The organism is Achromobacter xylosoxidans (assembly GCF_001457475.1).
GTDB lineage: Bacteria > Pseudomonadota > Gammaproteobacteria > Burkholderiales > Burkholderiaceae_B > Achromobacter > Achromobacter xylosoxidans.
The window spans coordinates 917,056-932,996 of sequence record NZ_LN831029.1; the positions used below are offsets into that span (position 1 = coordinate 917,056).

The following is a 15,941-nucleotide window of genomic DNA, read 5'->3' on the forward strand; positions in this document are numbered from 1 at the left end:
GGGGCGTCAGGCGTGGGCCCGGCCGGAGGGCGGGTCGGATTGGGGCGCGCTGCCCGTGAGCGCATCCCAGGCGCACATTGCCTGGCGCGCCACGGCTTGCAGGGTCTTGCGGCTGGCGCCGTCGCGCGCCTGGATCGACATTCCGTGAAGGATCGTGGTGTAGAACGCCGCGAGGCCTTTCAGGTCGGCCCCCGCGGGCAGCTCGCCGGCGCTGGCGGCAGCGGTCAGGCGGGCGAGGATGCGGCTTTGCATTTCGCGGCGGTTGTCGCCCAGGAAGACGCCCACGCCGTCGTGGCTTTCCGCGCCGGACGGCGCGCCCAGCACGATCAGGCAACCGGGCGGGGCGCCGGGGGCGGTGAAGCGCTCGGCCGCCGCCAGCAGCATGCCGCAGACCCCTTCGCGGGCGGTGGCGCCCGCGGCCAGCGCGCGGCGCGAAGCGGCGCCATCGGTGTCGCGATAAAGCTGCACGGCCTCGCGAAATAGTCCTTCTTTTGAGCCGAATGCGCCGTAGAGGCTGGGCGAGTTGATGCCCATCGCGGCCGTCAGATCGGTTAGCGATGCTCCTTCGTATCCCTTCGACCAGAAGACTTCCATGGCCTTGCGCAAGGCCTGGGCTCGGTCGAAGTTCCGGGGGCGCCCACGTTCTGCCATATGCGCATGATTTTACTCGGGACAGATATTTTGTGTTGATCGATAAAAAAATCATTGACGTCCGTTCGTGGGCGTCGGATCATATTTGTACTGATCACTACAAATTAAGGTTGAACCATGCAGAATCTGAACGGAAAAGTGGCTTTCGTAACCGGCGGCAGCCGCGGCATCGGCGCGGCGATCGTGCGGCGCCTGGCGGCGGATGGCGCCGACGTCGCCTTCACCTATGTCAGCGCGTCGTCGCGCGACAGCGCCGCCGCGCTGGCACGCGAACTGGAAGCCGGCGGCCGCCGCGCGCGGGCCATCCAGGCGGATTCGGCCGATCCGGCGCAGGTGCGCCAGGCGGTGGAGCAGGCCATCGACGAACTGGGGCCGGTGGACGTGCTGGTGAACAACGCGGGCATCTTCCTCGCCGGCCCGCTGGGCGAGGTCACGCTGGACGACTACGAGCGCACCATGAACATCAACGTGCGCGCGCCATTCGTGGCCATCCAGGCGGCGCAGGCGTCGATGCCGGATGGCGGGCGCATCATCAATATCGGCAGTTGCCTGGCGGAACGCTCGGGCCGCGCGGGCGTGACGCTGTACTCGGCCAGCAAGTCGGCGTTGCTGGGAATGACGCGTGGACTGGCGCGCGACCTTGGCGCGCGCGGCATCACCGCCAACGTGGTGCACCCGGGGCCCATCGACACCGACATGAACCCGGCCGACGGCGAACGCGCCGGCGACCTGGTGGCGGTGCTGTCACTGCCACATTACGGTGAGACGCGCGACATCGCGGGCATGGTCGCCTTCCTGGCCGGGCCGGACGGGCGCTACGTGACGGGAGCCAGCCTGGCGGTGGATGGCGGCTACGCGGCCTGATCGCGGCGCTTCAGTTGTCCCCGGCTGGCAACTTTTTGCGGCGGATCGACAACCGACTTGCACATTTAAAAAAAGCTCCCTATAATCTCGCTTCTTCGCAGTTCAAACACAACGAAACGCAGCGGCAACGACGCGAAAGCGCCGGGTCCCAAGCAGATGTGGATGAGCATGCAGGGCTGTTAGCTCAGTTGGTAGAGCAGCGGACTCTTAATCCGTAGGTCGAGTGTTCGAGCCACTCACAGCCCACCAGAATTCTCTAGTAGTACCAAGCGCTTAGCCCACCGGAAACGGTGGGCTTTTTGCTTTTTGCTTTTTGCTTTTTGCTTTTCGGGAATTTTGGCCGCGGGAGTTTCGCCGCGCGTATTTCGACCGCGCAGTTTTGGCTATACATCTTCTGGCCTCACATGTTTTGGCCTTGCACCCCCTGGTTGTCTGGAACAACGCCGACCTTTTCGCGTGTGTATCATCGTCCTCGACAAGGCTGCAGCGGCTGTTGGATTGGCGTCATCTCCCCAGCCTGTCAGGCGCTTCCCGCAGATCGGCAGAGGGGGAAGCCATACAGGAGGATGCATGTACGACATCATTGGCGACATCCACGGAGAGGACCTGAAACTCGAGGGGTTGCTGCGCTGCCTCGGATACGTGCCGGCGGGCAGGGGCTACAAGGCCCCCCAAGGCCATCAGGCGATATTCCTTGGTGATCTGGTGGATCGAGGCGCGGGGCAGCGCCGTGTCCTGGAAATCGTCCGCGCCATGATGGATGACGGCCAGGCTTTGTGCATCATGGGTAACCATGAATTCAACGCCATCGGCTATGTCACCGCAGACCCGCACAATCCGGGCGAGTTCCTGCGTCCCAATCGTGGCGATTCGGAGAAGAGCCGAAAGAACCGCAAGCAGCACAGTGCCTTCATCAATCAGATAGGTGAAGGCAGCCCGGAGCATGCCGCCTGGGTTGCCTGGTTCCGCCAGTTGCCGCCCTACATGGACTTGGGCGGCATTCGCGTTGCCCATGCATGCTGGGACGACGGCGCCGTCAAGGCGTTGGCCGATGCGGGCTGGCTGCCTGGCCAGCCGCTGGATGACGCCATGCTGGTGGCCACTCATGAAAAGGGCTCGGATCTGGAGCGAGCGAGAAAGCTGCTCACTTCAGGCGCGGAGTTGGCTTTGCCTGACGGCCGCTACATAGAGGACAAGGAGGGGCACCGTCATTACGAGGTGCGGCTGGCCAATTGGCGCGATTGGGCGAGCGCTTTGCATGAGGTCGCCTTGGTGCCGGCTGGCCAGGAAGCACAGATTCACGGTTTGGCATTGCCCGAGGGCTTCAACCGGACTCCCACCACCGGCGCGCCCATTTTCATCGGCCATCATTGGTTCAAGGGGCAGCCCAGGATCGAGAGCGGGAAGCTCGCATGCCTGGATTGGTCGGCCGCGGCGGGCGGTCCCCTCGTGGCGTACCGTTGGGACGGAGAAGACACGCTGTCCAATGAAAAGCTGGTCTGGGAACGGGCATAGCGCCGCCACGGAGTCACCGGCACTCGCCAGCAGGAAGTACCGACAGGCAGGGTAGCCATGGACGCCTGGCAGTACTCCGCCGGACGACACTGCCGCCGGAACCAGCGGGCGCGGGGCGGACCCGGCTAGAAATCCGCCGCCATCGTCGCGGCGTCAGCCCGGCCGCGCGCAATGGTCTCCGTCGCCCTGCCATCCCAGGTGTGTTCCACCATCAGGCGCCGGATCTCCTTGACGCCGATGAAGCGGAGCCAGAAGTCGAGATAGTCGGCCTGGTGCGCGAAGCCGGGGCTGGCCGCGTACGTGGATGGATCGTGGCTCTGTCCGCGCACGTGGATGACCAAGGCGCGCGGGATGCCGAGCAGCGGTTCGTAGGCCTTGCCGTCGAAGCCGAACAACATTCCGCGCTGGCTGACCAGGTCGATCAGCTGCTTGAGCTTGTAGGGGTAGTCGAAATTCCACATCGGCACCCCCAGGACGATCCGGTCCGCTTGCTGGAAGCGCCGCGCGAGCGCGCCGATGCGTGTCCAGATCGACGCTTCGGCAGGGTCCAGCGGTTCTTTCGACACGCCTTTGTACTTGGCGCCTATCGCCTTGCCGTCGAATTCCGGCAGGTCTTCCTCCCAGACATTCAGCGTATCGACCTGCAGCGCGGGGCAGGCCTTGCCGTAGGCATCGATGAAGGCGTTGGCGATGGAGATCGACGCGGAGCGGCGGCCGCGCGGGGAGGATTCGATGTTCAAGAGACGCATGCTGCGTGATCCGGAGAAGGGCGGGAAGGGCCGGCCGCGGCCAATCACGCCACGCCGGGCAATATAATTGCAATTGCAATTGTTTAGAAGGCAATTTTATCGTGACCCGATTCAATTGCAAGCCCGGCCGCTCCACGCGTTCGCGCGCCGCCGGACGGCACGTTTTCGTGATCGTGGCGATCGCCCGCACTGCCCTGGATCGCGCCGCGCACGCCTGCCGTGCCGACTTCGCGCAGGCCTGCCAGCATTAAGGTTCAACTTAAAGGTGCTTGCATCCAGGCTAAATCACGGCCAGCGGCCATGTCTCTATAGTGGTGCCATCGAATTCCAAGGAGTATTGCCATGTCCGCCGTTGCCGCGCCCGCCGCCTATCCCCGTGTCGTGCTGTTCGATCTGTTGACCGCGTTGCTGGATTCCTGGACGGTGTGGAATGCCGCCGCGGGGTCCGAGGCGCGGGGCCGGGCCTGGCGCGCGGAATATCTGCGCCTGACCTATGGCTGCGGCGCCTACCAGCCGTATGAGCAACTGGTCGAGGCGGCGGCCGTGGCGGTCGGATTGCCGGCCAGCGCGCCGGCGGCGTTGGAGGCGGGTTGGGATCAGCTTGCGGCGTGGGATGGAGCGCGGGAGTTGCTGGCTGCCTTGCGGCCGCACTGCCGGCTGGGCGTGGTGACCAATTGTTCGCGGCGCCTGGGACACCGCGCGGCCGCCCTGCTGGGCGTGGATTGGGACGTGGTGGTGACCTCGGAAGAGGCGGGCTACTACAAGCCGGACCCGCGGCCCTACCAGCTGGCGCTGGCGCGCCTGGAAACGCCGGCATCGCAGGCGGCGTTCGTGGCGGGTTCCGGATATGACCTGTTCGGCACCAGCAAGGTGGGGCTGGCCACCTACTGGCACAATCGTGTCGGTCTGGCATTGCCGGCGGGCGCGCCGGCGCCCGCCGCGCAGTCGGCGCGACTGGAAGATGCGTTGCCGTGGCTGGCCCGGTTCGGCGGGGCCGGCCGCGACGGTACAAACTGTTGCGCGTAGCCGGCTGACACGGGGGACGGACCTGGGCTTAACATGATCCTGCCGGCATGGTGCCGGCGCACCGACAGGATCGTGGAGGTTGTCATGCACTCAAGAACAATGCTCAAGCGTATCGCTGTAGTCGCGGCATCGGGCGCCCTGCTGGCGGGTTGCGCCACCCAGCAGCAAACCAATACCGCCGTGGGGACCGGGGCCGGCGCCGCCGTGGGGGCCGGCATCGGCGCCCTGATCGGCCATGGCACCGGCGCGGCCGTGGGCGCCGGCATCGGCGCGGTGGCCGGCGGCCTGATCGGCTACAACTGGAAGGTGGTGAAGGACGATGTGCAGCGGTCGGGCGCGACTTCGCTGGGCATCGATGTGGTCGAAATGCCGGATGGCAGCCTGAAGGTCAATATTCCCAGCAATGTGTCCTTCGACACCGACAAGACCGATCTCAAGCCGGCGTTGCTGCCGGTGCTGGACAGCGTGGCGCGTTCGCTCAACCAGCATCCCGAGTTGCGCGCCAAGGTGGTGGGCCATACCGACAGCACGGGTGCGTTGGCGCACAACCAGACCCTGTCGGTGAACCGGGCGCGCAGCGTGACGGATTATCTGTCGCGCCAGGGCGTGGCGGCGACACGGCTTTCGGTCGAGGGACGCGGACCCAGCGATCCGATCGGCGACAATGCCACCGCCGAAGGCCGGGCGCTGAATCGCCGGGTCGAAGTCTATCTGTACGCGGTCAAGTCGTAGCGGAGTTCACCATGAGCATGTTCCCCCCAGCTCGCATTGGCACCGACACCGCGGTCGCCGCCCTGTCCGGTTGGCAGGCGGTCGCGATGCGCGACGCCATCGAAAAGCGCTTCCGGTTCCCCAATTTCAACGCCGCTTTCGGCTTCATGGCGCGCGTGGCCATGTTCGCCGAGAAGCTCAATCACCACCCCGAATGGACCAACGTCTACAACCGGGTGGACGTCATGTTGACCACGCATGACGCGGGCGGCGTGACCGAGCTGGATGTGCGCATGGCGCAATTCATGGACGAGGCCGCCGCGCAGATGGGCGCGACCGCGCCGAAAGCGGGCCTCTAGGAGGCGGCGGGAAGGCAGTCCGCCCGCCCACCGGCGGGCGGACGAGCCGGCGGCGCTCAGTCTTGCGGCGCCTCGGGGCGCTCGCGCTGGTGCGCGATCAGGCGGTCGAGCATGTCGCCCAATTGGCGCTGCTCTTCGGCGCTCAGGCAGCCGAAGATATCCTGGTTGCGGCGCGCGATCAGGTCGATGATGCGCCGATACTGCGCCTGGCCGGTGGGGGTCAGGGACAGCACGACGCCGCGGCCGTCCGCGGCCGAATCCTTTTTCTCGATCAGCCCGCGCCCGGCCAGGGCCTGGGCCGAACGGCTGGCCTGGCCCTTGTTCAGGTTGGCGGCCCGGGCCAGGTCGTTGACCGATAGCGGCGCGTAGCGGCCGATGGCCGCCAGGCAGCGCGCTTCCCCCAGCGGGATGCCGCAATCTTCCAGGTAGGCGCGATTCGTGTCCCGGTCGGTGATCTTGTTGATCACGTGGAGGCGATAGGTCAGGAATCGTTCGAGGGCGGGCGTGGTCACGTCGGGCTGTCGGCGGTGGCGGCGGGATAGTTTGCCACAGGGGCGGCGCAGGCGGCCTCGGCCTGCGCCAGCAAGGCGCAGGCCGCCTGGGCGTCGGGCAGGCGCGCCAGCGCCGACAGGCCCAGGATCGACAGGAACAGCGGCGCCCGCGCTTCGCCCACCCGTGTCAGGGCCTGCGCCATCCGGGTGTAGACCTGGTCCAGTTGGTCGTCGTTCATGGTTGTGTCTCCTGGCGGGACGATTCGAGCATGGGGTAGTAGGGCGCCAGTGCGGCGCGCAGGGCCGTTGCGTCGAGCATGGCCCAGCGGCCCATCACGTAGCCGTCCGGGCGCAGCAGCCAGACCGTGCCGGGTTGCGCGCCAAACCGCTCGTGCAGATGCCCGTGCGGATCGCTCCAGGCGCCCGGCGCGGGCCCGCCCACCACGATCGTGACCAGCGGGCAGGGCGCCTGGCGGGTGGCGGCGGCCAGTCTTTGCAGGCCAGCGGCCATCGCCGCATCCGGCGCGCAGGCCAGCAGCACGAAGCCCTGGCCGAAACAAGCGCTGAGGTAGCGTGGCACGGCGTCGGCATCGGCCAGCAGCAGGTCGGGAGCCGGCTGGCCGGGCGCGGCGGCCAGGGGCTGCGCGGCGGCATCGTCCGCCAGGTTCAGCGGCGAGCCCTCGTAGGAGATGGGGGCGGACTGGCGCGGATTGATCAGCGGCCGCGCCCGCTCGTCGCTCAAGGCCAGCCGCAGCGCGGCCTCGCGCATCAGCCGAAAGCCGAAGTCGGGGGGCGCCATGAATTCGGTGCTCTTGGCGCCGTAGGCCAGGTTCTGGCGGGTGGCGTGGACGCGTTCGTCGCTGTAGCTGTCGAGCAGGCTGTCGGGCGCCTGGCCGCGCAGGACCCAGGCCAGCTTCCAGGCCAGGTTGCCGGCATCGTCCAGGCCCGAATTCAGGCCGCGCACGCCGAAGATCGGCACCAGGTGGGCGGCGTCGCCCGCGAACAGCACGCGGCCATGGCGGTAGCGCTCCAGCGTCAGGCATTTGGCGTTGTAGAGCGAGATCCAGAGCGGCTTCCATGGCGCTGTTTCGCCAATCATGTCCAGATGGCTCTGCACGCGGGGCAGCACGTTGCCGGGGGCGACGGCGTCGGCCGCGTCTTCGTCGTCGCGGATCTGGTAGTCCACCCGCCAGACATTGCCGGGTTGGCGGTGCATCAACAGCGTCGAGCCGGGATTGGAGGGCGGATCGAACCAGGCCAGGCGTTCCACCGGCCGGTGGGACGCCTGTTCGATATCGACGATGACGTAGCGGCCTTCGTATTGCATGCCCTCCAGCTTCAGGCCGAGCGCTTCGCGCACGCTGCTGCGCCCGCCATCGCAGGCCACCAGCCAGTCGGCCCGCAAGGCATGGCGGTGTCCGGCGATGTCCACATCGACCTGCACGCCGTCCGCCGTCGAGCGCACGCCGACGGCGCGGGCGGACCAATGCAGTGCCGCCGGGCCTGGCTGGCGCTGCAAGGCCTGATGGGCGTATTCCTCGACGAAGTACTGCTGGATGTTGACCATGGGCGCGAAGCGCTGCAGCGGGTCGTGCGGCATTTCGAAGTGCAGCACTTCGCGGTCGCGGTAGTAGCTGCGGCCGCCGGTCCACGGCAGTCCGGTGGCATTGAGCGCCGCGTCGGCGCCGATCCAGCCGAGTATTTCCTGCGAGCGGCGCGAGATGCAGATGGCGCGGCTGCCGTCGCAATAGCCGTCGTCGGCTTCCAGCGTGAGCGAGGCGATGCCGTAGTGCGCGAGCAGGGCGGCCAGGGTGAGCCCCACCGGACCGCCGCCGACGATCAGGACGGGCACGTGGGCAGGCAGTGTCATCAGGTCTCCGATAGTTGGTTGTTTGCGCAACTATATAATCGAAATAGTTGAGTGCGCAACCATTTCGACTGGACCAAAAAAAACCCGCCGGCGAGGGCGGGTTCCGTGTGGCGCGATGGCGTTCAGTTGCGCACTTCAGTTGCGCACGTAATAGATGCGCATCGCCTGCTGTTTCTGGTTGCCGTCCATGACGCGCAGCACCACGACCTTGGGCGTGAAGCCGTCCGGCAACTTCAACTGGCCCAGGGCGTAGTCGTAACGGTCGACGTTGAGGGCGGGGCCTTCCGGCGTGACGGTGGCGGCGCGGCCATTGGAGTAGCTGCCATCGATCGAGAAGGTGAGCGTGCCCTTGAAGGGCGCGCCGGTGCGCTCTTCGCGCATCACCAGCACCTGGTAGTCGAGCAGGCCGGGCTGGCGCTTGAAGGTGGCCGAGCGGATGCCCAGGTTGCCGCCGCGCGGATCGGGCGGCATGGCGTCCTGGAACAGCACCAGTTCCTTGTTCAGCGTGTCCAGCTTGGCGCGGGCGTCGGCCAGGTCCGCGGTGAGCTTTTCATGGCCGGATTTGTTGGCGTCACGCTGCTGCGTGGCTTCTTCGAGCTGGCTTTGCAGGCGCTGGTTTTCCAGCTTGGAGGCGCTGAGTTCGGTGTGCAGTTGTTCGGATTGCTCGACGGTCAGCCGCTGCGGGCCGTAGTTGGTCTGCAGGAAGAGCACGCCGCCCGCGCCGAGGGCGATGCCCACCAGCAGCAGGACCAGCCAGCGCGGCATGCGGCGCGTGCGTTGGCCGGGTTGGTATACGGAGGGCTTGAATACGGCCCGTTGCGATCTTCCAAACATCCCCATTCCTAGAAAACGTCCTGTGTGTTGTGCCTGGCCGCGCGCCGCGCGCACTGGCCAAAGCGTCAGAGAATACCCGGTTAACCGGGCGCGATGGGTACGCGGACAAGCCTGGTTGCGCACCTTGATATTGTGAAATATGTGGGCATCGAGCGGACCTCAGACCGGACTGGAACCGAGCTCGGCATCGAGGTCTGCCAGTCGTTGGGGGGTGCCGACGTCGACCCAGCGGCCGGTGTGGCGCGCGCCGCGGACGTGATCGTGCTCCATGGCCTGCCGCAGCAGCGGTGCGAGCCGCGCGGCCGTGCCGCGGGCCACGCCCGCGAATAGCATGGGATGGTAGACGCCGATGCCGGAGAAGGTCAAACGGGGTTCGCCGTCAGCGCGGACGCGGCCGTCGCGGTCCAGCGCGAAATCGCCGAGGGGATGTTGCGGCGGATTGTCGACCATCAGCAGCCAGGCGCCGCCCGTGGGCAGCGCGGTTGCCAGGGCGGGGGCGGCGGCCGGGTTCCAGTCGCACCAGATGTCGCCGTTGATGACGAGGAACGGATCCGGTCCCAGCAGCGGCAGCGCCTGGGCAATGCCGCCGGCGGTTTCCAGGGCGGCGGCCTCGGGGGAATACCGGATCCGCAGGCCGAAGGCGGCGCCGTCGGCCAGGGCGCGCTCGATCTCGTGGCCGAGCCAGGCGTGGTTGATGACAACGTCCCGGAAGCCGGCCGCGGCCAGCCGTTCCAGGTGCCAGGCGATCAGCGGCTTGCCGCCGACCGGCAGCAGCGGCTTGGGCAGCCGGTCGGTCAGCGGACGCATGCGTTCGCCGCGGCCCGCGGCGAGGATCATGGCGCGCATCAGAAGGTGTATCCGACGCTGACCTGGCGGTCGTCGAGCCTGTCCAGCAGGCGCAGCAGGGGCGTGAAAACGCCGTAGCGCTGCGCCACCTGGCGCACGTAGCCGTTCACCCGCGGCATATGGGCCAGGTAGTGGGCCTTGCCGTCGCGGTGGTTCAGGCGCGCGAACACGCCCAGGATGCGCAGGTTGCGCTGCAGGCCCATCCATTCGTAGGCGCGGTGGAACTCGGCGAAATCGGCGTCGACCGGCAGCCCGGCCGCGCGCGCCATTTCCCAGTAGCGGATGGCCCAGTCGAGCTGCTGGGGCTCTTCCCAGGTGGTCCGGGCATCCGTCACCAGCGACGCCAGGTCATAGGTGATGGGGCCGGCCAGGGCGTCCTGGAAGTCGATGACGCCGGGGTTGGGGCCGTATTGCGGCTGGTCGCAGACCATCAGGTTGGGCGAATGGTAGTCGCGATGCACCAGCACCGTGGGCTGGTTGCCATTGCTGGCCGAGAGCAGGGCGAAGATCTTTTCCAGGGCCTGGGCGGTCTTGTCGTCGAGCGTGGCGCCGTGGTGCTTCTGTACGTACCACTCGGGAAACAGCTTGAGTTCATCGGCCAGTCGCGCGCTGTCGTAGTGGGCCAGGCCGGTGGTCCTGGCCTGCTGCAGGCGCACCAGCGCCGCCAGGGCGTCGCGGTACATCGATTGCAGGCTGGCGTCGTCCACGCCGTCCTGGATGCGCTGGTAATAGGTCTGCTCGCCCAGGTCGGACAACAGCAGCAGTCCCTGGGCGAGGTCCTGTTCGATGACGGCGGGCACGTTCAGGCCGGCGTCGCTCAGAAGCTGGTCCACATGCAGGAAGGGGCGGCAATCTTCATGCTGGGGCGGGGCGTCCATCACAATCAGGGTACGACCGGCGGCGTCCAGGCGGAAATAGCGGCGGAAGCTGGCGTCGGCGGAGGCGGGGCGCAGGGTATCCACCGCCAGTCCCAACGCGGCGGGCAGGCCCTGCAGCCAGGCGCGGATCTGCTCCAGGCGGGGGTCATGATCGTTTTTCAAGGAAGATCCGTGTCAGAAGTGCAATATTGCGGAAAAATGGGTTGCGCGCACATAAGGCTGGGCGTCTGGCGCGGCTTCTCTATAATACCGGCTCGTTTCCGTTAGCATTGGCCCTTCCCGGGCGCCTTTGCCTGGTTCCCCCATCGTAAAAAAGGGCTGTTTTCACTCGTGCGCAAGGTTCGGTGGTTGATCCTATCTGCTATCAGCGTCGCCGGGGCCGTTCAGGCCCAGGGCAGCCAAGGTTCGGCTTCCTCGGCGACGTCGATCACCGCGGCCCCCGAGCTGCGCACGTCCCCCGGACTGCGGATGCACCGCCTGCCGGACGGCAACATCCCCGCCTATATGGAAGCGGACACCATCGAGGGTGATCCGGACTCCGACCTGACCCTGACCGGCGCGGCGCAGGTGCGCCGCATCGACGGCGTGATCAAGGGCGACCGCATCAACTACCGCAAGGACACCGGCGAGGTCGACGTGCAGGGCAACGCCCGCATGATGCGCGATGGCACGCTGGTCACCGGGCCCAACGCCAAGTTCAACGTCGACAAGTATTCGGGCGAAGTCGAAAAGCCGAATTTCTGGCTCGGCGCCACCGGCGGCTTCGCCGTGGCCGACAAAGCCGACATCTTCAGCAAGTCGCAGATGCGGCTGCATACGGTGACCTACAGCGGCTGCTCGTGCGAGACGCCGTCGTGGTACATCAAGGCCAACATGGTCGACATCGACTTCGACGAAAACGAAGGCGTGGCGCGCAATGGCGTGCTGTACTTCAAGGACGTGCCGATCCTGGCTTCGCCCTACATGACCTTCCCGGTCAAGAAGGAGCGCAAGTCGGGTTTCCTGATGCCGACCTACGGCACCACCAGCAAAGGCGGTTTCGACTTCTCGCTGCCGTATTACCTGAACATCGCGCCGAATTACGACGCAACCCTCCAGCCGCGCTACTTCTCCAAGCGCGGGTTGCAACTGGGGGGGGAATTCCGTTACCTGGGGGCGAGCTACGCGGGCAGTGTCTACGGCGCCTATCTGCCGCATGACAACGTAAGTGGCGAAGACCGCTGGATGTACTGGTGGCGTCACCAGCAATTGCTCGGCAACGGCTTCTACGCCGACTGGGACGTGGCCAAGGTCTCGGACAACGATTACTTCCGCGATATTTCGCAGCTGGGTTTGAACCAGGCGTCCACCACCTACCTGCCGCAGCGCGCGCGGGTGGGCTGGTCCTCGACGTACTGGAGCGCCTATGCGCAGGTCTACAAGTACCAGACCCTGCAGGATCCGGATGCGCTGTTGACGCCGCCCTATGACAAGCAGCCCGAGCTGTACCTGCGCGGCGCCCGCTACGACTGGGGCGGCTTCGACGTGGACTGGACCTCGACCGCGGTGCGCTTCAGCAAGCCACTGTTCCTGGGCAATCGCAACGGTCCCAACGGCGACCGGCTGCAGACCTACCCGACGGTATCGTATCCGATCGTCCGTCCGGGCTGGTTCGTGATTCCCAAGGCCGGGGTCAATTACACCCAGTACCAGACCGATTGGTATCACGGCGACTGGCTCGGCTTGAACTCGGGCACGGCCAATGCCGGCACCTCGTTCGGCTACCCGCGCTCGCAGTCGCGTACCGTGCCCATCATGTCGCTGGATGCCGGCCTGATTTTCGAGCGCGACACCACGCTGTTCGGCAAGGATTCGATCCAGACCCTGGAGCCGCGGTTGTACTACCTGCGTGTGCCGTACCGCGACCAATCCAAGATTCCGGTCTACGACACGTCGCTGTCCGATTTCAGCTTTTCGCAGGCCTTCGACGAGAACATCTACTCGGGCGGCTGGGACCGCATTTCCAACGCCAATCAGCTCACTGCCGCCTTGACCACGCGCTGGCTCGATGCGTCGACCGGTTTCGAGCGCGCCTCGGTGGCCGTGGCGCAGCGCCTGTACTTCGCCGACCAGAAGGTCACCTTGCCGGGAGAAACGCCGCGCGAGAATGTCCGGTCGGACTTCCTCGTGGGCGCCAGCGCGGCGCTGACCGATACCCTCACCACCGACGTGGCCGCGCAGTACAACCCCTATGACAACCAATGGTCGCGCGGGCTGCTTAGCGCCCGCTGGTCGCCGCAGCGCTTGACGACGGTGGCGCTGGCCTATCGTTATCAGCGCGATCCGCAGCCCGGCGTGCTCTACCAGCCGCAAGGGCAGAACCAGATCAGTCTGGCGGTGCAATGGCCGTTCACCAAGCGCTGGTACGGTGTGGGTCGGGTCGACTATTCCTTGCGCGACGGCCCGTCCAGCACGGTCAATGGCACCACCGATTCGCCCCGTGTCACGCAGGCCATCGCCGGCCTCGAATACAAGGGCGACTGCTGCTGGGTCGGCCGCATGGTCTTCCAGCGCTACGCCGTGTCGGCCACCGACGCCAATACGGCACTGTTCTTCCAGCTCGAGTTGACCGGCCTGGGTTCCCTGGGAACCGATCCGATGAACCTGCTGAACAGAAGTATCCCCGGTTACTCGCGCATCACCCCGCCCGCGCCGACCGGGACCACATTTGAAAGGTATGAATGATGCGTAGGTTGCACTCTTTGCGCCGCTTCTCCGGCAATGCGCTGTTGCTGGCTGTTTGCGCCGCCTTTTCCGCCGCGCATGCGGCGGAGCCGAATGGCAAGGGGACCAAGAACGCGCCCGCCGCCACGCAGAAAAGCGCACCGGCGCCCGCCGGGGAGCAGTTCGTCGACGGCATCGCGGCCGTGGTCGACAAAGACGTGATCACCCTGCGTGAACTACGCGACGCCTCGCTGCGCATTGCCGCTGAATTGAAGACCCGTGGCATCCAGGTGCCCGACGACAAGGCGTTGCAGCATCAGGTGTTGCAGCGCCTGATCATGGAACGCGTGCAACGTCATGAAGCCGACCGGCTCGGCATCCGCGTCACTGACGCCCAGGTCGATCAGGCCATCACCACGATCGCGGGTCGCAACAAGATCAGCGTGGCGCAATTGCGCGCTGAGATCGAGAAATCCGGCGTCTCCTGGGACAGCTACCGCAAGTCGTTGATGGACGAGATCCGGTCGGACCGCCTGCGTCAGCGCGCGGTGGATTCCACCATCGTCATTTCCGATGCCGAGGTCGACGCCTTCCTGAAGGACCAGCGCCGCAATCCGGCCTTCGCGGCCGCGCCGCAGCAGGCCCAGCCGCAGCCGCAACCGGAAGCCGCGCCCGAGCAGGCCGCCGCGCCGGCCGGCCCGATGCTCTATGCCGTGGCCCAGATCCTGGTGCGGGTGCCGGAAGGCTCGTCACCAGAGCAACTGGCCGCGCTGCGCAAGAAGGCCGAAGACCTGCTGGCGCGCGTCAAGCGCGGCGACGACTTCGCCAGCCTGGCCGCCGCCAGTTCGGACGGTCCCGAAGCGCTGCAGGGCGGCGTCATGGGCGTACGTCCGCTGGACGGTTGGCCCGACCTGTTCGCCAAGGCCATCGCCAATCTGCAGAAGGGCCAGGTCAGCGGCCTGCTCCAGAGCGGCAACGGCTTCCATATCCTCAAGGTGATGGATCGTGGCACGGCCCAGCCGGCGCCCAGCCGCACCGCCCGCGCCCCGGTTCCCACGCCGGCGCCGCAGCCCCGTCCGCAGCCGCAGGCCCAGGCGCCGCAAGGCCCGGTGGAAGTGATGCAGACGCATGCGCGCCACATCCTGATCAAGACCTCGACGGTCATGAGCGACGAGCAGGCGCGCCAACGCCTGGAGCAAGTGCGCCAGCGCCTGGTGGCCGGCGATGCCAAGTTCGACGACATGGCGCGCCAGTATTCGCAGGACGCGACCGCGCCGCAGGGCGGCGACCTGGGCTGGCTCAACCCCGGCGAGACCGTGCCGCCCTTCGAGGCCGCCATGAACGCGCTCAAGCCCGGCGAGATCAGCCAGCCCATCCAGACGCCGTTTGGCTGGCACCTGATCCAGGTCGAAGAGCGCCGCCAGCACGACGCCACCGATGACCTGGCCCGCATGAAGGCGCGCCAGACCTTGTTCGAGCGCCGCGCCCAACCCGCTTTCGAAGACTGGCTGGATCAGTTGCGCGCCCAGGCGTACATCGACAACCGGCTTGAAAAGCAGGACCGTATCAACCAGAACAACCGCTGATCGCAGCCCGAGTTTTTCATGTCTCAACACCAGGCGCGCAAGCGCTTTGGCCAGAACTTCCTGACCGACGAAAGCGTGGTCGAGTCGATCGTGCGGGCGGTCAATCCCGCCCGCGGCGATACCGTGGTCGAGATCGGCCCCGGCCTGTCGGCGCTGACGCGGCCCTTGCTCGAGCGGCTCGATCACCTGACCGCGGTCGAGATCGACCGCGACCTGGCGGCGCGCCTGCGCAAGCAGTTCGAGGAAGGCCGCCTGACGGTGGTCGAGGCCGACGCGCTGACGGTGGATTTCTCGCAGTTCGGCGCGGGCCTGCGGGTGGTCGGCAACCTGCCTTACAACATCTCCAGCCCGCTGCTGTTCCACCTGATGGCCTGGGCCGATCACGTGCGCGACCAGCATTTCATGCTGCAGCGGGAAGTGATCGACCGCATGGTCGCGCAGCCCGGCAGCGGCGATTTCAGCCGCCTGTCCGTGATGCTGCAATCGCGCTATCGCATGCACAAGCTGTTCGACGTGCCGCCGGAGGCGTTCGATCCGCCGCCCAAGGTGGTGTCGGCCATCGTGCGGATGGTGCCGCTGCCGGCCGAGCGCCTGCGCCCGGTCAGCGCGCGCGCCTTCGAGACCGTGGTGGCGCGCGCCTTCTCGCAGCGCCGCAAGATGCTGCGCCGGGTGCTGGCCGACTGGGCGCCGCAGGTGCCCTGGGAGGCGCTGGACATCGCGCCCACCGCGCGCGCCGAGGATATCTCGGTGGACCGCTACATCCGCCTGTCGGATGCGCTGGTCGAGGCCGGCGTGTTGCAGGGCGGTTGATGCCGCGCCGCCACAGGCAAGCAAAAGCCCGCGATCAGCGGGCTTTTT

At 66.7% G+C, this 15,941-nt stretch carries 17 protein-coding genes and 1 tRNA gene; 10 read left to right on the plus strand and 8 right to left on the minus strand.

Features of this window, described 5'->3' with window-relative positions; genetic code table 11:
• Nucleotides 1-6 precede the first annotated feature (6 nt).
• Nucleotides 7-651 carry a TetR/AcrR family transcriptional regulator gene (locus tag AT699_RS04255; protein ID WP_006388830.1) on the minus strand — a complete coding sequence of 215 codons (645 nt, stop codon included), beginning with the start codon at nt 649-651 and terminating at the stop codon, nt 7-9.
• A 117-nt stretch (nt 652-768) separates the two neighbouring features.
• Here AT699_RS04255 and AT699_RS04260 point away from each other — a divergent pair, with 117 nt between their 5' ends.
• The 3 genes from AT699_RS04260 (at nt 769) to AT699_RS04270 (ending at nt 3,030) form a co-directional block, all read left to right on the plus strand.
• Entirely contained in the window at nt 769-1,515 is a 747-nt protein-coding gene (locus AT699_RS04260) for a 3-oxoacyl-ACP reductase family protein (protein WP_006388831.1), read from the plus strand.
• A 173-nt stretch (nt 1,516-1,688) separates the two neighbouring features.
• Nucleotides 1,689-1,764, plus strand: a tRNA-Lys gene (locus AT699_RS04265).
• A 321-nt stretch (nt 1,765-2,085) separates the two neighbouring features.
• Nucleotides 2,086-3,030: a metallophosphoesterase gene (locus tag AT699_RS04270; protein WP_006388832.1), complete on the plus strand. Its 945-nt coding sequence runs from the start codon at nt 2,086-2,088 to the stop codon at nt 3,028-3,030.
• A gap of 125 nt (nt 3,031-3,155) precedes the next feature.
• Here the strand turns inward: AT699_RS04270 and AT699_RS04275 are convergent, their stop codons facing one another.
• Nucleotides 3,156-3,779, minus strand: coding sequence for an FMN-dependent NADH-azoreductase (locus AT699_RS04275; protein ID WP_024067770.1), 624 nt, complete (start codon nt 3,777-3,779; stop codon nt 3,156-3,158).
• Nucleotides 3,780-3,880: 101 nt separating this feature from the next.
• Here AT699_RS04275 and AT699_RS31400 point away from each other — a divergent pair, with 101 nt between their 5' ends.
• The 4 genes from AT699_RS31400 (at nt 3,881) to AT699_RS04290 (ending at nt 5,875) form a co-directional block, all read left to right on the plus strand.
• Complete coding sequence (locus AT699_RS31400) at nt 3,881-4,030, plus strand: hypothetical protein (RefSeq protein ID WP_024067771.1); 150 nt, start codon at nt 3,881-3,883, stop codon at nt 4,028-4,030.
• A 91-nt stretch (nt 4,031-4,121) separates the two neighbouring features.
• The gene (locus AT699_RS04280; protein WP_024067772.1) at nt 4,122-4,805 is read left to right on the plus strand and encodes an HAD family hydrolase; all 684 of its coding nucleotides are present in this window, start codon (nt 4,122-4,124) and stop codon (nt 4,803-4,805) included.
• An 84-nt stretch (nt 4,806-4,889) separates the two neighbouring features.
• On the plus strand, nt 4,890-5,537 hold the full coding sequence (locus AT699_RS04285; protein ID WP_026382362.1) for an OmpA family protein: 648 nt from the start codon (nt 4,890-4,892) through the stop codon (nt 5,535-5,537).
• Between the two features lie 11 nt (nt 5,538-5,548).
• Entirely contained in the window at nt 5,549-5,875 is a 327-nt protein-coding gene (locus AT699_RS04290; RefSeq protein ID WP_020925100.1) for a 4a-hydroxytetrahydrobiopterin dehydratase, read from the plus strand.
• Between the two features lie 56 nt (nt 5,876-5,931).
• On the opposite strand, the gene AT699_RS04295 is transcribed toward AT699_RS04290, so the two are convergent.
• From AT699_RS04295 to AT699_RS04320, 6 genes are all read right to left on the minus strand, one after another.
• On the minus strand, nt 5,932-6,387 hold the full coding sequence (locus AT699_RS04295) for a MarR family winged helix-turn-helix transcriptional regulator (RefSeq protein WP_006388841.1): 456 nt from the start codon (nt 6,385-6,387) through the stop codon (nt 5,932-5,934).
• Entirely contained in the window at nt 6,384-6,605 is a 222-nt protein-coding gene (locus AT699_RS04300) for a hypothetical protein (protein WP_006388842.1), read from the minus strand. The genes AT699_RS04295 and AT699_RS04300 overlap by 4 nt, the downstream gene beginning before the upstream one ends.
• Nucleotides 6,602-8,236: an FAD-dependent monooxygenase gene (locus AT699_RS04305; protein ID WP_006388843.1), complete on the minus strand. Its 1,635-nt coding sequence runs from the start codon at nt 8,234-8,236 to the stop codon at nt 6,602-6,604. Before AT699_RS04305 ends, AT699_RS04300 begins: the two co-directional genes overlap by 4 nt.
• 135 nt (nt 8,237-8,371) lie before the next feature.
• Nucleotides 8,372-9,070: a DUF6776 family protein gene (locus tag AT699_RS04310; RefSeq protein ID WP_006388844.1), complete on the minus strand. Its 699-nt coding sequence runs from the start codon at nt 9,068-9,070 to the stop codon at nt 8,372-8,374.
• 159 nt (nt 9,071-9,229) lie between these two features.
• Nucleotides 9,230-9,916 (minus strand): N-acetylmuramate alpha-1-phosphate uridylyltransferase MurU, encoded by a 687-nt coding sequence (murU, locus tag AT699_RS04315; protein WP_024067775.1) that lies wholly within the window; start codon nt 9,914-9,916, stop codon nt 9,230-9,232.
• The gene (locus AT699_RS04320; RefSeq protein ID WP_024067776.1) at nt 9,916-10,956 is read right to left on the minus strand and encodes an aminoglycoside phosphotransferase family protein; all 1,041 of its coding nucleotides are present in this window, start codon (nt 10,954-10,956) and stop codon (nt 9,916-9,918) included. The genes murU and AT699_RS04320 overlap by 1 nt, the downstream gene beginning before the upstream one ends.
• Before the next feature lie 168 nt (nt 10,957-11,124).
• On the opposite strand from AT699_RS04320, the gene AT699_RS04325 reads away from it, so the two are divergent.
• Genes AT699_RS04325 through rsmA form a run of 3 tightly spaced genes read left to right on the plus strand, consistent with a single transcriptional unit; the run spans nt 11,125 to nt 15,893 of the window.
• The gene (locus AT699_RS04325) at nt 11,125-13,518 is read left to right on the plus strand and encodes an LPS-assembly protein LptD (protein WP_058207216.1); all 2,394 of its coding nucleotides are present in this window, start codon (nt 11,125-11,127) and stop codon (nt 13,516-13,518) included.
• The gene (locus AT699_RS04330; protein ID WP_047992622.1) at nt 13,515-15,083 is read left to right on the plus strand and encodes a peptidylprolyl isomerase; all 1,569 of its coding nucleotides are present in this window, start codon (nt 13,515-13,517) and stop codon (nt 15,081-15,083) included. Before AT699_RS04325 ends, AT699_RS04330 begins: the two co-directional genes overlap by 4 nt.
• Nucleotides 15,084-15,101: 18 nt before the next feature.
• A complete protein-coding gene (gene rsmA / locus AT699_RS04335) occupies nt 15,102-15,893 on the plus strand; it encodes a 16S rRNA (adenine(1518)-N(6)/adenine(1519)-N(6))-dimethyltransferase RsmA (RefSeq protein WP_024067780.1) in 792 nt (263 codons plus the stop codon).
• Nucleotides 15,894-15,941: the final 48 nt, after the last annotated feature.

Excerpts from the sequence above, each read along its gene's own strand:
- AT699_RS04255 (WP_006388830.1), bottom strand. The coding sequence starts at position 651 with ATGGCAGAACGTGGGCGCCCCCGGAACTTCGACCGAGCCCAGGCCTTG.
- AT699_RS04260 (WP_006388831.1), top strand. The coding sequence starts at position 769 with ATGCAGAATCTGAACGGAAAAGTGGCTTTCGTAACCGGCGGCAGCCGC.
- AT699_RS04270 (WP_006388832.1), top strand. The coding sequence starts at position 2,086 with ATGTACGACATCATTGGCGACATCCACGGAGAGGACCTGAAACTCGAG.
- AT699_RS04275 (WP_024067770.1), bottom strand. The coding sequence starts at position 3,779 with ATGCGTCTCTTGAACATCGAATCCTCCCCGCGCGGCCGCCGCTCCGCG.
- AT699_RS04280 (WP_024067772.1), top strand. The coding sequence starts at position 4,122 with ATGTCCGCCGTTGCCGCGCCCGCCGCCTATCCCCGTGTCGTGCTGTTC.
- AT699_RS04285 (WP_026382362.1), top strand. The coding sequence starts at position 4,890 with ATGCACTCAAGAACAATGCTCAAGCGTATCGCTGTAGTCGCGGCATCG.
- AT699_RS04290 (WP_020925100.1), top strand. The coding sequence starts at position 5,549 with ATGAGCATGTTCCCCCCAGCTCGCATTGGCACCGACACCGCGGTCGCC.
- AT699_RS04300 (WP_006388842.1), bottom strand. The coding sequence starts at position 6,605 with ATGAACGACGACCAACTGGACCAGGTCTACACCCGGATGGCGCAGGCC.
- AT699_RS04305 (WP_006388843.1), bottom strand. The coding sequence starts at position 8,236 with ATGACACTGCCTGCCCACGTGCCCGTCCTGATCGTCGGCGGCGGTCCG.
- AT699_RS04310 (WP_006388844.1), bottom strand. The coding sequence starts at position 9,070 with ATGTTTGGAAGATCGCAACGGGCCGTATTCAAGCCCTCCGTATACCAA.
- murU (WP_024067775.1), bottom strand. The coding sequence starts at position 9,916 with ATGCGCGCCATGATCCTCGCCGCGGGCCGCGGCGAACGCATGCGTCCG.
- AT699_RS04330 (WP_047992622.1), top strand. The coding sequence starts at position 13,515 with ATGATGCGTAGGTTGCACTCTTTGCGCCGCTTCTCCGGCAATGCGCTG.
- rsmA (WP_024067780.1), top strand. The coding sequence starts at position 15,102 with ATGTCTCAACACCAGGCGCGCAAGCGCTTTGGCCAGAACTTCCTGACC.